We start from the raw sequence: 19,122 nt of genomic DNA, 5'->3' as shown, positions 1-19,122 counted from the left end.
GTCCGAGGTGAAGAGCTGGAACTGGGACCGCTCCAAGGTCACGTCCGGTGACTTCAACGGTGACGGCAAGACCGATATCGGCGTCCTCTACAACAACGGACAGACCGAGGACTCCCGGAACAAGTCCGCGCTGTGGACCTTCACCAGTACGGGTAGCGGCTTCGCCAACCCGCTGCGCAAGTGGGACTCGGGCTCCGGCAGCTGGAACGCCGACGCCAGCAAGCTGACCGCGGGCGACTTCGACGGTGACGGCAGGACCGACATCGGTGTTCTCTACGGCTACGGCCAGGACGCGGACGGAACCAACCGCACGGGCCTGTGGAAGTTCACCAGCACCGGCGCCGGCTTCAACAACCCGGCCCTGGCCTTCGACAGCGATGACTTCACCAGCTGGAACTGGAAGGCCAGCAAGCTCGCCTGACGGTCTTCGACCACCTGCTGGGGCGGCGGCCTCCCGCCGCCCCAGCGGTATTCCACATCCCCAGCCCGTGAAGGATCCTCGATGCCGACCCACCCCGCACGAATTCGCTCGGCCGCCACCGTCGTCCCTCTGGCCCTGCTCGGTGCTTCCGTTCTTCTTCTGCCTGTCACCGCGAACGCCGCTTCGGTGAGCACGTGGGACAAGGTCGCCGAGTGCGAAAGCAGTGGCAACTGGAGCGCCGACACCGGCAATGGCTACTACGGCGGCCTGCAGTTCAGCGCTCAGACCTGGCAGGCCTATGGCGGCACGCAGTACGCCGCCCGTGCCGACCTGGCCACCAAAAAGGAACAAATCCTCATCGCCGAAAAGGTGCTGGCCGGCCAGGGCGAGGGTGCCTGGCCGGTCTGTGGGCCGAGAGCCGGACTGGGGTCCGACCACGTCGATCCCTACCCGTCGCCGACACCGCCCGTCTCCCGGGTCACCGGGCCGGAGGCAGGCGCGGTACTGACCGGAGAGGTCACCCTCACGGCCAATGTCACCGACGAAGTGGGCACGCCGACCCGCACGTCCTTCTACATAGACGGTGACCTGGTCGGTACCGACAGCGGGGCCGGTCCCTCCTACGCCGTCAGGCTGGACACCACCACGCTGCCCGACGGCCCGCACACCCTCACCGTCACGGCCGTGAACGACGCGGGTCAGACCGGGCCCCGCTCGGACGCCAGTAGCTTCTTCACCGCCAATCGAGCGACAGCGTCCCGGACCACGGGTGACTTCAACGGTGACGGCAAGGACGACGTCGGCGTCCTCTACAACAACGGACAGCAGCAGGACGGCACCAACCGCACCGCCCTGTGGACCCTCACCAGTACGGGCACCGGCTTCAACGCGCCCGTCAAGAAGTGGGACAACGTTGACGCTCGCGGCGGCAGCTGGAACTGGGACCGTTCCAAGGTCACCTCCGGTGACTTCAACGGCGACGGCAAGGACGACGTCGGCGTCCTCTACAACAACGGACAGCAGCAGGACGGTGCCAACCGCACCACCCTGTGGACCTTCACCAGCACGGGTAGTGGCTTCGGCAACCCGCTGCGCAGGTGGGACAGCACCGAGACCGATGTGAAGAGTTGGAACTGGGACCGCTCCAAGGTCACGTCCGGTGACTTCAACGGTGACGGCAAGTCCGATGTCGGGGTTCTGTACGACAACGGGCGGCAGGAGGACGGTGCCAGTCGCACCACCCTGTGGACCTTCACCAGTACGGGTAGTGGCTTCGGCAACCCGCTGCGCAGGTGGGACAACACCGAGACCGAGGTGAAGAGTTGGGATTGGAACCGTTCCAAGGTGACCGCCGGTGACTTCAACGGTGACGGCAGGGACGATGTCGGGGTTCTGTACGACAACGGGGGGCAGGAGGACGGTGCCAGTCGCACCACCCTGTGGACCTTCACCAGTACGGGTGGCGGCTTCGGCAACCCGCTGCGTAGGTGGGACAACACCGAGACCGAGGTGAAGAGTTGGGATTGGAACCGTTCCAAGGTGACCGCCGGTGACTTCAACGGCGACGGCAAGACCGATATCGGCGTCCTCTACAACAACGGACAGACCGAGGACTCCCGGAACAAGTCCGCGCTGTGGACCTTCACCAGTACGGGTAGCGGCTTCGCCAACCCGCTGCGCAAGTGGGACTCGGGCTCCGGCAGCTGGAACGCCGACGCCAGCAAGCTGACCGCGGGCGACTTCGACGGTGACGGCAGGACCGACATCGGTGTTCTCTACGGCTACGGCCAGGACGCGGACGGAACCAACCGCACGGGCCTGTGGAAGTTCACCAGCACCGGCACGGGCTTCAAGGCGCCCGTCGTCGCTTGGGACAGCGACGACTCCGGCAGCTGGAACTGGTACCGAAGCGACCTCGTCTGACCTCACGAAGGGAAACCACACAATGCGCGGAACCGGACGGCGCCGACTCGCGTCGGTCGCGGCAATGGCCGCCTCACTGCTGTTCGCCCTGTTGCCGCACGGCACGGCGAACGCGGACACTCCCTCCCCGAGCACCTGGCCCGCGCCGCGGTTCATCAGCTACAACCTCTGCGGTGCCGCGGCCGGCTGTCCCACCAAGCCGGGAAACAACCCCACGAAGAAGAACGCCTGGCGCGACCAGGTCGTGCATGCCATGGACTACTGGGACGCCGACGTGGTCATGTTCCAGGAGGTCTGCTACGGCCAGTACGCACTGTTGCGCGACCACCTCGCCGACCGATCGAGCACCCCGTACACAGCTGTGTGGGGAGCGACGCTCAATGGCATCGGCAACTGCACCCAATGGGGCAGCGACCAGCGTTTCGGCCTGGCGATGTTCGTCAAGGGCGACGCGACTGTCTCGGGCCGCACCATGACCATGCTCTACAACGACCCCGACGTGAACGACGAGCAAAGAGGTTTGCTCTGCGCGGACGCCGAGGTCAGAGGCCGGACCGTCCGCGCCTGCGATACGCACCTCGACTGGCGCGGCGACACTCCGGAAGAGCAGACACACCAGATCTACCGGCAACTGGAACCCCTGACCCGCAAGATGCCCGTCGTCCTCGGTGGCGACTTCAACATGACGCCGACCGCCACACCACTGAGGTGGCTGTACAACGACAATCAGGGCATCGGGCCGTTCCGCGAGGTCGACGAGACCGACAAGGACTACTTCGGCGGCCACTGCGCCGGATACGACAACTGCCGTACCGGAGAGAACACGGTGGACGGCCAGTGCGAGGACACCGCCGCGGCCAAGAAGATCGACTACATCTTCGTCAGCGACCAGCACTTCACCTCCGTGCGCGGTGACGCGGCCGCCTGCTCCAACCCGCCACTCTCCGACCACCGCCTGCTGCGGGGAGCCGCCGCCTGGTCCTGAGGCGCCGGGACCGAGCGGGGCTACGGGCGACCCGGCGGCCGGTGCAGCCCCGACAGGTCCATCCGCGGGGCCGGCGGGAGCGGCCCGGGCGGGGTCGCAGGGGTGGCCTGGAAGGACTGGAAGAGGTAGGTCAGGAGGCGGTGGGCGGCGGGGACGGCGGTTTCGGGGGGCTGGGAGGCCAGGCCGCTCACGGCCAGGAGGAGCAGGGGGATGTCGGCGGGGGAGAAGTCCTCGCGGAGCCGGCCCGCGTCGCGGGCGCGCCGGACCAGGTGGGTCAGGCGCTCCTCGGCGCAGGCGCGTTCCCGGTCGTAGTCCAGGGATGCCGGGAAACCGGCCATGAACACCGTCTCGAAGCCGCGGTCGGTGACCAGCGTGGTGCACACCTTGTGCAGGAGCGTGTACAGGCCGTGTCCCGGGTCGGGGTCGGCCAGGGCCTCGTCGAACGCGGTCGCGCACACGGCGAGCTGGTCGTCGAAGGCCGCGGCGACGAGGGACGAGCGGGTGGGGAAGCGGCGGTAGAGGGTGGCCACGCCGACGCCCGCCCGGCGGGCGACCGCGCTCATCGGGGCGTCGACGCCCTGGGCGGCGAAGACCTCGCGCGCGGCCTCCAGGACGCGTTCGCGGTTGCGGCGGGCGTCGGCCCGCAGCGCGTCCGGCCCAGGGACCGCCTCGGTGGTGTGCTCCGCGGGCTTGTGAGAGGGCTGGTCAGGCATGTTTCTCACTTCCGGGTTAAGTGGAGGGTGTCGTCCACTTAGGTGTCTAACGTGAGGTTAGCAGCGGATGCGGGCCTCGTCTCCGCACTTCCCGAACGCGACGCGGACCCCGAGACATGGGTGCGAGACATGGGTGCGAGATATGGGTGCGAGACATGGGTGAGATGAAGGCGGTTCTCTTCGACCGGTACGGGCCTCCCGAGGTGCTGTACGTCGGACGGCGGCCGGTGCCGGACATCGGACCCGACGAGGTGCTGGTGCGGGTGCGCGCCGCCGGGGTCAACGGCGGCGACCTGCACGACCGGACGGGCAAGGTGCGGCTGGTGACCGGCCGGGCCTTTCCCAAGGGGTGCGGCATCGACTTCGCGGGGGAGGTGGCCGAGGTCGGCGCCTCGGTGCGCGGGGTCCGGGAGGGCCGGCGGGTGTGGGGGCTGCTGGGGCGCCGTACCGGCAGCATGGCCGAGTACGTCGCGGTCAGCCCCCGGCGGATCGCGCCCGCCCCCGACAACCTCACGCCGGAGGAGGCCGTCTCGCTGATCGCGGGCGCGACCACGGCGCTGACCGCGCTGCGCGACAAGGCCGGCCTGCAGCCCGGTGAGCGGCTGCTCGTGCGGGGCGGGAGCGGCGGCGTGGGCAGTGTCGCCGTGCAGGTGGGAAAGGTGCTCGGGGCGCGTGTCGTCGCGCTCGCGGGCGGGCGGAACCTCGACTTCGTGCGGGGGCTGGGCGCCGAGGAGGCGCTGGACCACCGGACGACCGCGCTGTCCGCGATCGGCCGCTTCGACGTCGTCCTCGACACCGTCGGCACCGAGCAGGCCCGGGTGCGGCGGCTGCTGGCGCCGGGCGGGCGCATGGTCGCCGTCGCCCCCGACCTCGACCGGCCGCTCGGATGGCTCGGTACCGTGCTCGGTTCCGTCGTCCACGGGAAGGGGCGCATCCGCTTCTTCAGCGGCAATCCCGACGGCGCGCTGCTCGCCGAGGCCGCCCGGCTCGCCGAGCGCGGTGACATCGTCCCCGTCGTCGACACCGTCCACCCGCTCGACGGGGTCGCCGACGCCCAGCGGGCCCTGGCGGCCGGGGGCGTGCGGGGCAAGCACGTCGTACGGGTGCAGTAGGTCCGGCAACCGGCGGCGGGCGGGCCCGCGTTGACAGGGGGCGGGCCGGTGCGTGTAATGAGGGTGGTGCCGCGTGGCGCCGGTCAAAGAGCAGTGGGCCGACCGGCGACCGGGCGAGCACCCTTCCGTCAAGGGGTACGTGATGCGTTCACACTCCGCGCCCTGATTCCGAGTTCGCGACGCAGCGCTTGCGCACGCTTGCGCACGTCGACCTCGTCCCTCGTTCCTCGCACGCCGCGGCGCATGCCGTTGCCGCGGCCTGCCGTCCTGGAGACACCGAACCCGTATGCCCACATCGTTCCACTCGTTCCACCAGTCCGTCATCGACGAGTTCCGCGCCAACGAGGGGAAGGTCGGCGGTCCTTTCGAGGGCGGGGACCTGCTCCTGCTGACCACCACCGGCGCCAGGTCGGGCGCCGCACGGACCACCCCGCTCGGCTACGTCCGCCACGGGGACTCCCTGATCGTCGTCGGGTCCAACCTCGGAGGGCCGCGACACCCCGGCTGGTACCACAACCTGCTCGCCCACCCCGCGGTCCGGGTGGAGGTGGGCACGTCGAGCTTCGAGGCGCTCGCGGTGCCCGCCGAGGGGGCCCGGCGCGAGGAGCTGTTCGCGCACGTCGTGCGGGCGGCGCCCGGCTACGGCGACTACCAGGCCGGCACCGGCAGGCAGCTGCCGGTCGTGGTGCTGGAGCGGGCCGAGCCCGAGGGGTGGGAGGGGCCCCGAGAGGTCCGTACGCTCGCCGACAAGCTGCTGGAGGTGCACACCTGGCTGCGGGCGCAGCTGCGGCAGGTGCGGGCCGAGGCCGAGGCCCACTTCGCGTCCCCGGGGGCCGTCGGTGCGCCGCCGGGGCTCGGGCTGCAGATCAGGCAGCGCTGCCTGGCGTTCTGCCAGGCGCTGGAGTTCCATCACGAGAGCGAGGACGGGCACCTGTTCCCCGGGATCGCCCGGCACCATCCCCACCTGTCCGGTGTCTTCGACCGGCTCGCCGACGAGCACCGTGCGATCGCCCGCGTCCAGGGCGAGCTGGCGGTGCTGACGGCGGGCATCGCCGTCGCCGAACCGGACCGCTTCCGGGCCGAGGTGGAGGAGATGTCGGCGCGGCTCAACGCGCATCTCGACTACGAGGAGGAGGTGCTGCTGCCGCTCCTCGCCGACGTCCCGTGGCCGCCGGCCGGACCGCCCGACACTCCCTAGGGTCTGTCCGACTCCAGCAGCTCCTTGAGCCGGGTCAGGTCGGCGGCGACCGTGCCGGCGTCGCGTTCGAAGTCGGCGTCGGTCGTCCCCGGCCGGCGGCGGACGGTGAAGACCACCTCGCTCCCGGTGCCGTCGGCGAGCACGCGGACCGGGTTGTGGACGGTCTCGCCGGAGGGGAGCGTGACGTGGTGGTCGACCACGCCCAGGTCGTTGGGAGGGACGAAGGCGATCGTGACCCGGCCCATGGGGGAGGACGGGGCGACCCAGTGGTCCGCGCTCTTCTCGACGCGGGGGCCGAGGCCGTGGGCCCACGCGGGCAGGTTGGCCGGGTCCGAGGCGTAGGCGTAGACGTCGGCCGCGGTGCGGTCGATGTGGATGCCGAGGTGGCGGGACTCCTCGCCGGTGCTGTTCATGGCAGCGACGGTAGCGAGTCGCCTGGGCCGTGCGCTTGAACGAATCGGACGGCCCGAGCCCGGCCCCGGGGGAGAGTCCCCCTTCGGCGGCCGGGCCGGCCCGGGCCCGACTTCCCGTCGGCAAAGGCACGGGCGGGGCGGGCGTAGCGTAGGTGGTATGACGACGTACGGATCCTTTCCCGGCACCCGGCCCCGGCGACTGCGGACCACCCCCGTGATGCGTCGGATGGTCGCCGAGACCCGGCTGCACCCCGCCGACTTCATCCTCCCCGCGTTCGTCCGCGAAGGCGTCGGCGAGCCGGTGCCGATCGCGGCGATGCCCGGTGTCGTGCAGCACACGCGGGACACGCTGAAGAAGGCCGCCGCCGAGGCGGTCGAGGCCGGGGTCTCCGGGATTATGCTCTTCGGGGTGCCGGAGGACGGGAAGAAGGACGCCGCCGGGACGGCGGGGACCGACCCCGACGGGATCCTCCAGGTCGCGCTGCGGGACGTGCGGGCCGAGGTCGGGGACGAGCTGCTCGTGATGTCCGACCTGTGCCTCGACGAGTTCACCGATCACGGACACTGCGGGGTGCTCGACGCCCAGGGGCGCGTCGACAACGACGCCACGCTCGAACGGTACGCCGAGATGGCGCAGGTCCAGGCGGACGCGGGTGCCCATGTCGTCGGGCCCAGCGGGATGATGGACGGGCAGATCGGCGTCGTCCGCGATGCCCTCGACCAGATCGGGCGGGAGGACGTCGCGATCCTCGCGTACACCGCCAAGTACGCCTCCGCCTTCTACGGGCCCTTCCGCGAGGCCGTCGGGTCCTCGCTCAAGGGCGACCGCAAGACCTACCAGCAGGACTCCGCCAACGCGCGGGAGTCGCTGCGGGAGTTGGCGCTGGACCTGGAGGAGGGCGCCGACATGGTGATGGTCAAGCCGGCCGGACCCTACCTCGACATCCTCGCCAAGGTCGCCGAGGCCTCGGACGTGCCCGTCGCCGCCTACCAGATCTCCGGCGAGTACTCGATGATCGAGGCCGCCGCCGAGAAGGGGTGGATCGACCGCGACCGGGCCATCCTGGAGTCCCTCACCGGGATCAAGCGGGCGGGCGCGCGCAACATCCTGACGTACTGGGCGACCGAGGTCGCCCGCACACTGCGCTGAGCGACCGGTGCCGGCCCTTCACACAAGGGGTGCGGGGCGTGCGGGGGTGCGTACCCCTTCAGTACTCGAGCGCGTTCGAAGCGTCGGTCTGCCAGTAGGTGACCGTCAGCGCGGTGTCCACGTACACGCCGCCGGAGGGCAGCTTGACCGTGGCGATGGAGCCGTCCTCGAACGGGATGGTGAGGGTGTTCGCGTCGTAGCCGTTCTCGCCGCTGCCGTCGCCGGACGACAGGCGCACGCCCGCGTAGCCCGACTCGCCCGGGGCCAGCGTCGTCAGCGACTGCGGCTTGCTGGACTCCGCGACCGGCGGCACGGACTGGGCCTCGCCGAAGCGCGCCGCCGGGTACGGCGGCAGCGCGCACGTCGTCGAGCCGGTGTTGGTGGCGGTCAGCAGCAGGTGGTTGATCGGGCGGGGGGCGTTCGCCGCGGTGATCCGTACGTCGGACGCGGAGCACTCGCCGGGGACGTCCGAGTCGGAGTCGTCGGTTCCGGCGTCGGACCCGGAGTCGGAACCGGACCCGGAGCCCGAGGCGTTGTCGTTTCCGTTGGAGCCGGCGGTGCCGGTCGTGCCGGTCGACCCCGTGTCGCCGGTGCCTCCGGCCGGGTGGGGGCTGTTCCCGTCCGCCGGTGCGGAGGTGGCGGACTCGGGCGCCGGGGAGCCCGTGAGCTCGTCGCCCTCGCAGGCCGTGAGGGAGAGCGCGGCCAGCGCGACCGTGGTGGCGGCGAACAGGCGGGTACGGGTGATGCGGCGTGCGGACATGGCAGGTCCCCCTGGGAAAGTGGCAGTTGAGGCGAGCCGCTCGACCGTTCACCGGGAGCGGCTGCTTGGATGACCACAGCTTGCGGCCCTGATCGTCCCGGCCGCCAGCGATGGGGGAGCATGCGGGACGATGGGACGCCAGAAACGCTCTGACCTGCGGGAACAATGTCCCTCTGGGATGCGGTACGGGGATGCGAGGAGAGGGAGGAACGGTGGCGGGGGACGACTTCGCGGGACTGCTTCGGGAGCTGAAGGAGCGGTCCGGACTCAGTTACGGGGCACTCGGCAAGCGGCTGCACATGAGCGGCTCGACCCTGCACCGGTACGTCAGCGGGGAGGTGGTGCCGGTCGAGTTCGCGCCCGTCGAACGCCTCGCCCGCGTGTGCCGGGCGACGCCCGAGGAACTGCTCGAACTCCACCGCCGCTGGATCCGCGCGGACGCGCTGCGCGGGGTGAAGAAGGAGGAGACCGAGGGCGACGCGGGTGGTGCGGGCGTCGCGGGCGATACGGGCGTCGCGATCGATGCGGGCGATGCGGGTAGCGCGGGCGATAAGGGTGGTGCGGTCGGGGAGGGCGCCGAAGGCCCGGTCGCACCGCCGGCCCAGGATGCACAGCCGGCCCCGGAGACACCGTCGGCCCCGTCGGCCCCGAACGCCACACCCGCCCCGGGCGCCACACCCACCCCGAACGCCACACCCGCCCCGGGCCCCGCACCGGCACCGGGTGCCCCGCGTGCCCTCGCTCTCGGTGCGCCGTCCGGCCCGGCCCGCCGTCGGGTCCCGCGCGCCGCGCTCTACGCCGCGTCCGGCGTCGTCGCCGTCAGTGCCGCCGTGGCGCTCGTGGCGAACCTCGTCTCCGGCCCCGACGAGGACGGCGGCCACGGTCCGGCCGGGGCCGTCGCACAGACCTCCGCGTCGGTGTCCGGGACCGCGACCCGGCCGGCGTCCCCGAGCGCGAGTGCCGCCACGTCCTCCCCGTCCGCATCCGCGTCCCCCTCCGGGCCCCCCTCCGCGTCACCTTCCCGCCGGGCCACCGCCACGCCGAGCCGCGAGGCACCCGCCGACGGTCCCCTGTTCACCGTGTCCACCACCCCGTACTACTGGGACGTGCCCTGCGACCACGCCTTCCTGATCGACCGCAGCCCGAAGAACGTGCCCAAGCCGCCGCCCCAGCAGGACGCGGTCGGCTGGGCCACCCCCCTCAACGCGGTCTCCGCGAACCGGCAGACGGTCGTCCTCACCGTGCAGGGCACCGGCCCGGAGACGGTGGTCCTGGAGGACCTGCACGTCAGAGTGAAGAGCAGCGGACCGGCGCTGGACTGGAACCAGTACGTGATGGGCAACGGCTGCGGCGGCCAGGTGCACATCACGGCCTTCGACGTCTCGCTCGACCTCGGCACGCCGACCGCGACGCCGATCGGGGGCCAGCGGGACTTCCCGTACAGCGTCAGCGAGTCCGACCCCGAGGTCTTCCAGGTCAACGCGCACACCAGCGGCCACGACGTCAGCTGGGAGCTGGAACTGGAGTGGTCCAGCGGCGGCCGGCACGGCACGACGCGCATCGACGACAACGGCAAGCCGTTCCGCACCAGCGCCTCCCGGGACGACTCCTACTACGCCTACCCCCTAGGCAGCGACGCCTGGGAGCCGGTCGAGGGCGGCTGACCCGGACGGCTGACCCGGACGGCCTCGGCGGGGCAGCGGCAAGTCCGGCCGGGGGATAGGTTGTTGACCATCAAACCGGTTCGCTTCCTCAGGCGACATCCGAAAGGTGGGACGCCCATGCCCGGTGACGCCCTCAGTCAGGACCCCGCGGAGCTGCGGAGGAGGATCGACAGCAGCAAGGCGCACCCGGCCCGGGTCTACGACGTCTTCCTCGGCGGCAAGGACCACTACCCCGCCGACCTCGCCGCCGCGGCCGCCGGGCTCGCCGCCAACCCGCGCGGCTACCTCGACGTACGGCACAACCGCGACTTCCTGCGGCGCGCGGTGACCGCGCTCGCCCGCGAGGACGGCATCCGGCAGTTCCTCGACATCGGCACCGGCCTGCCCACCGCCGAGAACGTGCACCAGATCGCCCAGCGCATCGCGCCCGAGTCGAGGGTCGTCTACGTCGACAACGACCCGGTCGTGCTGGCCCACGCCCGCGCCCTGCTCACCAGCGGTCCCGAGGGGCGTACGGACTACATCGACGCGGACCTGAAGAGCCCGGCGCGGATCCTCGAACAGGCCGCCGCAACCCTCGACTTCGACCGGCCCGTGGCGCTCTGCCTCGTCGCCATCCTGCACTTCGTCGAGGACGAGGAGGCGTACCCGATCGTCCGCGAGCTGATGGACGCGCTGCCCGCCGGCAGCCGGCTCGTCCTCAGCCACCTCACGGAGGACCTCAACCCGGAGAACATCCGCGCGGTCCAGCGGACGTACACGGAGCGGGGTTTCACCTTCGTGCTGCGCTCGCGCAAGGACGTCGAGCGCTTCTTCACCGAGGCCGGTCTCGAGCCGGCCGAGCCGGGGGTCGTCCCGGTGCACCACTGGCGGCCCGACCACGCGGCACCGGTGCCGGAGCAGCCGGAGGAGTCGTACCTGGCCGACCTGGACGACATCGAGAAGGTCCGCTACCGGGACATCAACGACGTCACGGACGCGGACATCAACGTGTACGGCGGGCTGGGCGCCAAGGGCTGACGGTTCGGCGGCCGCGCGGCCGCCAGTCGTACGGGTGTCCGGATCGCGGAAAGTCGCCTGTAGACGGCACCCATTTCCTTACGCTGCGCACATGACCGTGACTGAGAACGCGCCCGCCGCCACCGCTCCGCTGCCGCCGCTCGCCGCGCGGGCCCGGTCGATCGGCGGTTCGCCCGTACGGGACATCCTCGCCGTCACCGCCCGCCCCGAGGTGATCAACTTCGCGGGCGGGCTGCCGGCCCCCGAGCTCTTCGACGCGGAGGGCATCGCCGCCGCGTACCGGGACGTCCTCGCCGAGACGCCCGCGCGGGCCCTGCAGTACTCCACGACCGAGGGCGAGCCCGCCCTGCGGGCCGCCCTTGCCGCCCGCACCTCGGCGCGCGGACTGGCCACCGGCGCCGACGACATCCTCGTCACCACCGGCTCGCAGCAGGCCCTCTCGCTGCTCGCCACCGCCCTGCTCGAACCCGGCGACACCGTCCTCGTCGAGCGCCCCTGCTACCTGGCCGCGCTCCAGGCCTTCGGCTTCGCGGGCGCCGGGTGGTGTTCATGCCCGGGGACGGGAGCGATCCCCGGGCGCTGAGGAACTGGTGGTGCGGGAGCGTCCATGCTGCCGGTCCCCACCTTCTCCAACCGTTCCTGGAGGCTGATCAGAGGCGAGTCTGCTCAGCCGCACACCCCGAACGGTCTTGGGTGCACTGGTCCCCGGCGTACTCGACCCCTGGGCGGCGACATGCATCGTGTGCGTGGTCCGGTCCAGGGAGGCCAGTTCCCTCACGGCCTGGTCAAGTGGGTACGGACAGAGGGCGACGGAGAGGCCCCAAACCTTCTCTCCGGAGGAGAGGGGGCTCCGCACGCTGGCTCCGTTCCCGGTGTCCCAGATCGCACGGTCACGTTAACCCGATCAGCCCAGCGCCCCGCAAGCCCGCGCCCGAGCTATCACACGATCGAGTTAGCAGGCCGTCGACCTGCACACCCCACCGTCAACCAGCTCGCCGCCGCTCGCTACCTGGCCGACCGGGACCTGGACGCCCACGTCGCCCGCGTCGCCGCCGTCTACCGCGAGCGCCGGGACGCCATGCTCGCGGGCCTCGCGGACGCCCTCCCGGCTGGGTCGGTGTGGACCCGCCCCGAGGGCGGCATGTTCCTGTGGGCGCGGCTGCCGGACGGGTACGACACCACCGCCCTGCTCCCCGAAGTGGTCCGGCACGACGTGGCGTACGTCCCCGGAGCCCCCTTCCACGCCGGCGAGCCCGACCGCGCCACGCTGCGGCTCTGCTTCGTCACCCAGACACCGGACGAGATCGCGGAGGGGCTGCGGAGGCTGGGGGAGGGGCTGGCGGTGGCGCGTCCGGCGACGTAGGCCGCGCCGTAGGACCAACGGCGGAGGGCGCGGCTGCCGTCGCCGCACGTACACGGTGATGCCATGTCTGACAGCGCCCGGACGACGACACCCTTCTCCCTGGACGCCTACCTCGAACGCATCGGCTGGGAGGGCGGACGGCGGCTCCGCGGGAGAGGCTTCCGGCGGGGCCGGGGCGGGCCGCGCGTGCGCAACACCCGCAGCGCCTTCCAAGTGTGCGGGCCGAACATGCCGTCCACGACGAGCCCGTGCCGCTGGAGGGCGGCGCACCGCATGTTCGCGTCCGTGCCGTGTCCCGGAGGTGCTCAGAGTCGCTCGGGCGTCCGGATGCCCAGCAGGGCCATGCCCCGGTGCAGGGTACGGGCCGTGACGTCGCACAGGAAGAGGCGGTTCTCCACCTGCTCCGGCGTCTCGGCCTTCAGCACGGGGCACTTGTCGTAGAACGTCGTGTACAGCGACGCCAGCTGGTACAGGTACGCGGCGAGCTTGTGCGGGGCGTACTCCGCGGCCGCCTCGAAGACGGTGGTGCCGAACGCGTCCAGGTGCAGGCCCAGCGCGCGCTCCGCCCCGTGCAGCTCCAGCTCCGGGTGGGCGGCGGGGCGGACCTCGCCGGCCTTGCGCAGGATGGACCGGATACGGGCGTAGGCGTACTGGAGGTAGACGCTGGTGTCGCCGTTGAGCGAGACCATCTGGTCCAGGTCGAACTTGTAGTCGCGGTTCGGCGACGTCGACAGGTCCGCGTACTTCACGGCGCCGATGCCGACCTGCGCCGCCCGCTCCTGGATCTCGTCCCCGGTGAGGTCCCGCGCCTTCTCCCGGACGACCTCGGCCGCCCGCTGCACGGCCTCGTCCAGCAGGTCCTCGAGCCGCACGGTTTCGCCCGCACGCGTCTTGAAGGGCTTGCCGTCCGCGCCGAGCACCGTGCCGTAGGCCATGTTGTGCGCGGTGACCTCGTCGCCGAGCCAGCCGGCCCGGCGGGCCGCCTCGAAGACCATCCTGAAGTGCAGCGACTGGCGCACGTCGACGACGTACAGCAGCGTGGTGGCGTGCAGGTCGGTGACCCGGTTGCGGATCGCGGTCAGGTCGGAGGCCGCGTAGCCGAAGCCGCCGTCGGCCTTCTGCACGATCAGCGGCACCGGCTGGTCGTCCTTGCCGCGGATCTCGTCGAAGAAGACGACGAGGGCTCCCTCGGAGCGCACCGCTACGCCCGTCTCCTCCAGGATGCGGGCGGTCTCGGGCATGCCGTCGTTGTACGCGGACTCGCCGACGATCTCGTCGTCGCGGATCTCCATGTCGAGCTTCTCGAAGACGGAGTAGAAGTAGACCTTCGACTCGTCCACGAACTGCTGCCACAGCTCGAGCGTCTCCTTGTCGCCGGACTGCAGGGCGACGACCCGCCGCCGGGCCCGCTCCTTGAACTCCTCGTCCGTGTCGAAGACCGCGCGCGAGGCCTTGTACACCCGGTTCAGGTTCGACATGGCCTGCTCGCCGTCGACGTCCCCGGCCGGGGCCAGCTCGCCGGGGTGCTCGAACAGGTACTGGATGAGCATGCCGAACTGGGTGCCCCAGTCGCCGATGTGGTGCCGGCCGATCGTCTTCTCGCCGGTGAAGTCGAGCATGCCGCGCAGGGCGTCGCCGATGACCGCGGAACGCAGGTGGCCGACGTGCATCTCCTTCGCCACGTTCGGCTGGGCGTAGTCGACGACCGTGGTGCCCGCGTCCTGCTTCAGCGGCACGCCGAGGCGCTCGCCGTCCGCGAGCCGCGCGGCCAGGTTCGCGGTGATCGCCCGGTCGGCGACGGTGATGTTGAGGAAGCCGGGTCCCGAGACCTCGACGTCCTTGATCAGCTCGTCACCGGTGGTGATCCGCGCGACGACCTCGGCCGCCAGCTCCCGCGGGTTGGCCTTCGCCTTCTTGGCCAGCGCGAGGATGCCGTTGGCCTGGTAGTCCGCCCGGTCGCTTCGTCGCAGCAGCGGGTCCGCGCCGGCGGCCTCCGGCCGGGTGGCCGTGAGGGCGGACGCGAGGTGCTGCTGGACGGAGTCGCTGAGGGACGTGACCGAGGCCATGGAGTGGCTGCCGTTCTGCTCGGGTTCCTGGAAGTGGTACAGAAACCGAGTATCCCACGCGGTGAAAAGCGGTTTTCGCGGATGCGGGCCGGGCTGGGAGAATGAAGCGGTCAGCCGTGGGACCGTACCGGCTGTCTTCGGAGCGGTTCCGGAGAAGAAATCAGAGAAGTTTCAGGGAAGAGGACGTGCCGATCGTGGCTCAGAGCACAGAGACCACCGACTGGGTCTCCCGTTTCGCGGACGAGGTCATCGCCGAGTCGGAGCGTCGTGCCCCGGGCGCGAAAACATCAGTCGCTACCGCTCCGGGCGGTGTCGTCGTCGCCTCCGGACTCTCCCCCTCCGGCCCCATCCACCTGGGCAACCTGCGCGAGGTCATGACCCCGCACCTGGTCGCCGACGAGGTGCGCCGCCGCGGCCACGAGGTGCGGCACCTGATCTCCTGGGACGACTACGACCGCTACCGCAAGGTCCCGGCCGGCGTCCCCGGCGTGGACGAGACCTGGGCCGAGCACATCGGCAAGCCGCTCACCTCCGTCCCCGCCCCCAAGGGTTCCCCGCACCCCAACTGGGCGGAGCACTTCAAGGCCGCGATGACCGCCTCGCTCGCCGAGATGGGCGTCGAGTTCGACGGGATCAGCCAGACCGCGCAGTACACCTCCGGCGTCTACCGCGAGCAGATCCTGCACGCCATGAAGCACCGGCGGGACATCGACGCCATCCTCGACCAGTACCGGACCAAGCCGAAGACGACCGGCAAGAAGTCGCAGAAGCCCGTCGACGAGGCCGAGCTGGAGGCCGCCGAGGGCTCCGGCGCCGCCGCCGAGGACGACGGCAGCTCCGGCTCCGCCGGGTACTTCCCGTACAAGCCCTACTGCGGCAACTGCGAGAAGGACCTGACCACGGTCACCGCCTACGACGACGACTCGACCGAGCTGACCTACGCCTGCACCGCCTGCGGCTTCTCCGAGACCGTGCGGCTGAGCGAGTTCAACCGCGGCAAGCTGGTCTGGAAGGTCGACTGGCCCATGCGCTGGGCCTACGAGGGCGTCGTCTTCGAGCCCAGCGGTGTCGACCACTCGTCCCCCGGATCCTCCTTCCAGGTGGGCGGGCAGATCGTCGGCATCTTCGGCGGCGAGCAGCCGATCGGCCCGATGTACGCCTTCGTCGGCATCAGCGGCATGGCCAAGATGTCCTCGTCCAAGGGCGGCGTGCCCACCCCGGCCGACGCCCTGAAGATCATGGAGCCGCAGCTGCTGCGCTGGCTGTACGCCCGCCGCCGCCCCAACCAGTCCTTCAAGATCGCCTTCGACCAGGAGATCCAGCGGCTCTACGACGAGTGGGACCGCCTCGACGCCAAGGTCGCCGACGGCAGCGCCCTCCCCGCCGACGCCGCCGCCCACGCGCGCGCCGTCGGCACCGCCGCCGGTGAGCTGCCGAGGACGCCCAGGCCGCTGCCCTACCGCACGCTCGCCTCCGTGGCCGACATCACCGCCGGGCACGAGGACCAGGCGCTGCGCATCCTCGGCGAGCTGGACCCGGCCGACCCGATCGCCTCGCTGGACCAGGCCCGGCCGCGCTACGACAAGGCCGAGGCGTGGATCAACACCCAGGTCCCCGCCGACCAGCGCACCATCGTGCGCCAGGAACCCGACGCCGAGCTGCTCAAGTCCCTCGACGAGCCGAGCCGGCAGTCCCTGCGGCTGCTGCTCGACGGGCTGGCCGACCACTGGTCCCTGGACGGGCTCACCCACCACGTCTACGGCGTCCCCAAGGTCCAGGCGGGCTTCCCGGCCGACGCCACGCCCAAGGAGCTGCCGCCGGAGATCAAGACCGCCCAGCGGACGTTCTTCGCGCTGCTCTACCACCTGCTCGTCGGCCGCGACACCGGCCCGCGCCTGCCCACGCTGCTGCTCGCGGTGGGGCAGGACCGGGTGCGGGCCCTGCTCGGGGAGTAGGACCGGCGGTACTTCACGGCGAAGGGGGGCGCCCGGCGAACACCGGGCGCCCCCCTTCGCCGTACTCGCGCCCCTAGGCGATGTGCTCCTCCTGGAGCTCCCGCATGTGGCGCTCGCTGAACGCCTTCACCATGCGATCGGCCTCACGCGCGGCCAGCGGCACCCCGAAGGTCGCCTCCACGTCGCCCCGGAACTGGGCGACCGTGGGATAGCTGCCGTCGATCGACTTCCGGAAGACCGTGTAGTAGTCCTCCTCGGTCGGTGGCGGCTCGGCCGCGTTGGCACCCTCGCCCAGCTCGCGGGTGCGGCCCGGCACGACCGGTATCGGGAAGCTGCCCGTCTCCTCCGGCGAGGGCTCCTGCAGCGGGGGCTCCTCCTCGTACTGGTCCCGGTACTGGTCGGCCTGCTGCTGCTCCTCGTACCACTGGGCGTACTGCTCGCCCGGGTCGTAGCTGGGGTCGTAACCGCCCTGGTAGGCGACCTGGCGGGTGTTGAACCAGGGGCTCTGCTCCGGGCCGTCCTCCTCCCCGGCACCGTGCGGCGGCGGGTCCTCGGGCCCGGACCGGTCCTGCGGCCCGGACCGGTCCGCGGGCCGGGGCCGGTCCGCCTCGGGGCCCTTGACCAGCTCGGCGCGCTGTTCGCCCGCCGGGGCCTGCGGGTCCGTCTCCTGGAGCTGCCGCGGCACCGGCGGGAGCAGGGCCGGTTCGATGCCCGCCGCCGCCAGCCCGGCGGGGCCGGTCTGCGCGAGCGGGACGCCGTAGCGGGCCAGCCGCAGCGGCATCAGGGACTCCACGGGCGCCTTGCGGCGCCAGGCGCGCCCGAAACGGGACCGCAGCCGGGCCCGGTAGACCAGCCGCTCCTGCTCCAGCTTGATGACCTGCTCGTAGGAGCGCAGCTCCCACAGCTTCATGCGCCGCCACAGCAGGAACGTCGGCACCGGCGAGAGCAGCCAGCGGGTGAGGCGGACACCCTCCATGTGCTTGTCGGCGGTGATGTCGGCGATCCGGCCGATCGCGTGCCGGGCGGCCTCCACCGACACCACGAACAGGATCGGGATCACGCCGTGCATGCCCACGCCCAGCGGGTCGGGCCAGGCCGCGGCGCCGTTGAACGCGATCGTCGCCGCCGTCAGCAGCCACGCCGTCTGCCGCAGCAGCGGGAAGGGGATGCGGATCCAGGTCAGCAGCAGGTCCAGGGCGAGCAGCACACAGATGCCCGCGTCGATGCCGATCGGGAAGACGTACGAGAAGTTCCCGAACCCCTTCTTCAGGGCCAGTTCCCGCACCGCCGCGTACGAACCCGCGAAGCCGATCCCGGCGATGACGACGGCACCGAAGACGACCAGGCCGATGAGGACGCGGTGCGTCCGGGTCAGCTGAAGTGGCGCGGCCACCCGTACTCCCCTCCCATTGCGTGTTGTTGCGCGCAACAGAGTGGCACATGTGTGCGGGGGACGGGTGGCCGGTAGGTCGAAGAGACCGTCAGCTCGACTTCGAGGGGGACTTCGAGGGGGACTTCGAGGACGTCTCGGACGCCGGCTTCGAGGAGGACCCGGAGCCCTGCGGCGTGCCGCTCGGCTTGCCGCCGGCGGAGGTGTCGTTGGCCTTCATCACCGCGGCCACCGCCTCCTTGGCCGCCTTCTGCGCGTCCTTCACCAGGTCGTCGGCGTCCGGGGTCTTGTCGCCCGCCAGGCCCGCGCCGTTGAAGTCGAGGGTGACGACGACGTTCTCGACCCGCGCCACGACCGTCTGCTGCTTGAAGGTGCCTTCCTTCTTCTTCAGGTCGTAGCGCACCACGGAGGCCTCGTTGCCCGTGCGGCTCACCGGCGCGGTCTTGAGGCCCTTCGCGCCCTCCGCGGCCTGCGCGTCCTTCAGCTGCTTCAGGTAGTAGTCGTGCGCCAGCTTCTCGCCCTCACCGCGCGTCACGTCCGACTCGAAGCGCAGCATCGACACGCTCAGCCAGCGGAACTGAGAACCCTTCACGCCGTTGTCGTCGAGACTGTCCCAGGAACAACTGGCCCGCGTCGCCGTGTCGTTGGACGAACCCTCCTTGCCGGAGTCGCCCTTCGGCACCAGGTCATCCAGCGTCTTCTTCGTCACCACCGAGCACGGCTCCGGAAGCTTCCCGTACGCCGCGGCCTTCACCGTCGGGGACGGACTCGCGGACGTGGACGCGGCGGACTCCTCGGCGGCCTTGTCCTTGCCGTCCTCGGAGCCGGAGTCCGAGGAGCAGCCGGCTGCCACCAGCATCACGGGTACGGCGGCCGCGCCGACAAGGACGCGGGTGAGTCGCTTCGCTCGCTTCGCTTGCGGGTCTCGCTGGTCACGCTGGGCTCGTAGCTGCATGGTTCCTTCACTCATGGCACTCGTGGTTCCTGCG

The 19,122-nt window shown here is 71.2% G+C and carries 15 protein-coding genes and 1 pseudogene; 10 read left to right on the top strand and 6 right to left on the bottom strand.

Annotation, left to right across the window (positions count from 1 at the left end; translation table 11 throughout):
- The 3 genes from ACFV9J_RS25875 to ACFV9J_RS25865 form a co-directional block, all read left to right on the top strand.
- Positions 1–421 (top strand): FG-GAP repeat domain-containing protein (locus ACFV9J_RS25875; protein WP_385357566.1); only part of this gene is annotated, 421 nt, incomplete at its 5' end.
- 186 nt (positions 422–607) lie between these two features.
- Positions 608–2,344: a transglycosylase family protein gene (locus ACFV9J_RS25870; protein ID WP_385357564.1), complete on the top strand. Its 1,737-nt coding sequence runs from the start codon at positions 608–610 to the stop codon at positions 2,342–2,344.
- Between the two features lie 22 nt (positions 2,345–2,366).
- Positions 2,367–3,329 (top strand): endonuclease/exonuclease/phosphatase family protein, encoded by a 963-nt coding sequence (locus ACFV9J_RS25865; protein WP_385357562.1) that lies wholly within the window; start codon positions 2,367–2,369, stop codon positions 3,327–3,329.
- A 20-nt stretch (positions 3,330–3,349) separates the two neighbouring features.
- On the opposite strand, the gene ACFV9J_RS25860 is transcribed toward ACFV9J_RS25865, so the two are convergent.
- The gene (locus ACFV9J_RS25860; protein WP_385357560.1) at positions 3,350–4,042 is read right to left on the bottom strand and encodes a TetR/AcrR family transcriptional regulator; all 693 of its coding nucleotides are present in this window, start codon (positions 4,040–4,042) and stop codon (positions 3,350–3,352) included.
- A gap of 155 nt (positions 4,043–4,197) precedes the next feature.
- Between ACFV9J_RS25860 and ACFV9J_RS25855 the strand changes: the two genes are divergently transcribed.
- Both ACFV9J_RS25855 and ACFV9J_RS25850 read left to right on the top strand, forming a co-directional pair.
- Positions 4,198–5,154, top strand: coding sequence for an NAD(P)-dependent alcohol dehydrogenase (locus tag ACFV9J_RS25855; protein WP_385357558.1), 957 nt, complete (start codon positions 4,198–4,200; stop codon positions 5,152–5,154).
- A gap of 286 nt (positions 5,155–5,440) precedes the next feature.
- Positions 5,441–6,352: a nitroreductase/quinone reductase family protein gene (locus tag ACFV9J_RS25850; protein ID WP_385357556.1), complete on the top strand. Its 912-nt coding sequence runs from the start codon at positions 5,441–5,443 to the stop codon at positions 6,350–6,352.
- Here the strand turns inward: ACFV9J_RS25850 and ACFV9J_RS25845 are convergent.
- Positions 6,349–6,765 (bottom strand): SRPBCC family protein, encoded by a 417-nt coding sequence (locus tag ACFV9J_RS25845; protein WP_385357554.1) that lies wholly within the window; start codon positions 6,763–6,765, stop codon positions 6,349–6,351. The genes ACFV9J_RS25850 and ACFV9J_RS25845 overlap by 4 nt on opposite strands.
- A 157-nt stretch (positions 6,766–6,922) precedes the next feature.
- On the opposite strand from ACFV9J_RS25845, the gene hemB reads away from it, so the two are divergent.
- Entirely contained in the window at positions 6,923–7,915 is a 993-nt protein-coding gene (gene hemB / locus ACFV9J_RS25840; protein WP_385357552.1) for a porphobilinogen synthase, read from the top strand.
- Positions 7,916–7,973: 58 nt separating this feature from the next.
- Here hemB and ACFV9J_RS25835 read toward each other — a convergent pair whose 3' ends face one another.
- On the bottom strand, positions 7,974–8,675 hold the full coding sequence (locus ACFV9J_RS25835) for a DUF4232 domain-containing protein (protein WP_385357551.1): 702 nt from the start codon (positions 8,673–8,675) through the stop codon (positions 7,974–7,976).
- A gap of 212 nt (positions 8,676–8,887) precedes the next feature.
- Here ACFV9J_RS25835 and ACFV9J_RS25830 point away from each other — a divergent pair, with 212 nt between their 5' ends.
- The 3 genes and pseudogenes from ACFV9J_RS25830 (at position 8,888) to ACFV9J_RS25820 (ending at position 12,722) form a co-directional block, all read left to right on the top strand.
- Positions 8,888–10,339, top strand: coding sequence for a helix-turn-helix domain-containing protein (locus ACFV9J_RS25830; protein WP_385357549.1), 1,452 nt, complete (start codon positions 8,888–8,890; stop codon positions 10,337–10,339).
- A gap of 117 nt (positions 10,340–10,456) precedes the next feature.
- Positions 10,457–11,359, top strand: coding sequence for an SAM-dependent methyltransferase (locus ACFV9J_RS25825; RefSeq protein WP_385357547.1), 903 nt, complete (start codon positions 10,457–10,459; stop codon positions 11,357–11,359).
- A 91-nt stretch (positions 11,360–11,450) separates the two neighbouring features.
- Positions 11,451–12,722 (top strand): annotated as a pseudogene (locus ACFV9J_RS25820) (aminotransferase class I/II-fold pyridoxal phosphate-dependent enzyme).
- Positions 12,723–13,027: 305 nt separating this feature from the next.
- On the opposite strand, the gene argS reads toward ACFV9J_RS25820, so the two are convergent.
- Positions 13,028–14,788 (bottom strand): arginine--tRNA ligase, encoded by a 1,761-nt coding sequence (gene argS, locus ACFV9J_RS25815; protein ID WP_385357545.1) that lies wholly within the window; start codon positions 14,786–14,788, stop codon positions 13,028–13,030.
- Positions 14,789–14,973: 185 nt separating this feature from the next.
- On the opposite strand from argS, the gene lysS reads away from it, so the two are divergent.
- Positions 14,974–16,743 (top strand): lysine--tRNA ligase, encoded by a 1,770-nt coding sequence (gene lysS / locus ACFV9J_RS25810; protein WP_385357543.1) that lies wholly within the window; start codon positions 14,974–14,976, stop codon positions 16,741–16,743.
- Between the two features lie 73 nt (positions 16,744–16,816).
- Here lysS and ACFV9J_RS25805 read toward each other — a convergent pair whose 3' ends face one another.
- Both ACFV9J_RS25805 and ACFV9J_RS25800 read right to left on the bottom strand, forming a co-directional pair.
- Entirely contained in the window at positions 16,817–18,136 is a 1,320-nt protein-coding gene (locus tag ACFV9J_RS25805; protein WP_385357541.1) for a DUF2637 domain-containing protein, read from the bottom strand.
- Between the two features lie 88 nt (positions 18,137–18,224).
- The gene (locus ACFV9J_RS25800; RefSeq protein WP_385357538.1) at positions 18,225–19,103 is read right to left on the bottom strand and encodes a DUF3558 family protein; all 879 of its coding nucleotides are present in this window, start codon (positions 19,101–19,103) and stop codon (positions 18,225–18,227) included.
- Positions 19,104–19,122 lie beyond the last annotated feature (19 nt).

The organism is Streptomyces sp. NPDC059906, assembly GCF_042730645.1.
Lineage (GTDB): Bacteria > Actinomycetota > Actinomycetes > Streptomycetales > Streptomycetaceae > Streptomyces > Streptomyces rubrogriseus.
This window is presented reverse-complemented; position numbering and strand designations above follow the sequence as displayed.